Consider the following 234-nt stretch of genomic DNA (forward strand, 5'->3'; position numbering starts at 1 on the left):
AGAGCAGCCTCGCCGGGCGGCTGGTCCCGGACGAGTTGTGGGAGCTGGTGGAACCGCTGCTACCCCGGTTCGAGGGTCGCTGGCAGGGTGGTGGGACTGCCCCGATCGAGGATCGGGCGGTGTTCACTGCGGTGGTCTACGTGCTGACGGCGGGGTGCGCCTGGCGGCATCTGCCTGCCGAGTTCGGGGTGTCGGTACCCACGGCGCACCGCCGGTTCCAGACCTGGACCCAGG

Annotated in this window: 1 protein-coding gene; it reads left to right on the forward strand. The window is 70.9% G+C overall.

Annotation, left to right across the window (positions count from 1 at the left end; all coding sequences use genetic code 11):
• On the forward strand, nucleotides 1-234 hold a 234-nt coding region (locus tag FMEAI12_RS24215), incomplete at both ends, for a transposase (RefSeq protein ID WP_200835400.1).

The organism is Parafrankia sp. Ea1.12 (genome assembly GCF_900465275.1).
Classification (GTDB): Bacteria; Actinomycetota; Actinomycetes; order Frankiales; family Frankiaceae; genus Parafrankia; species Parafrankia soli.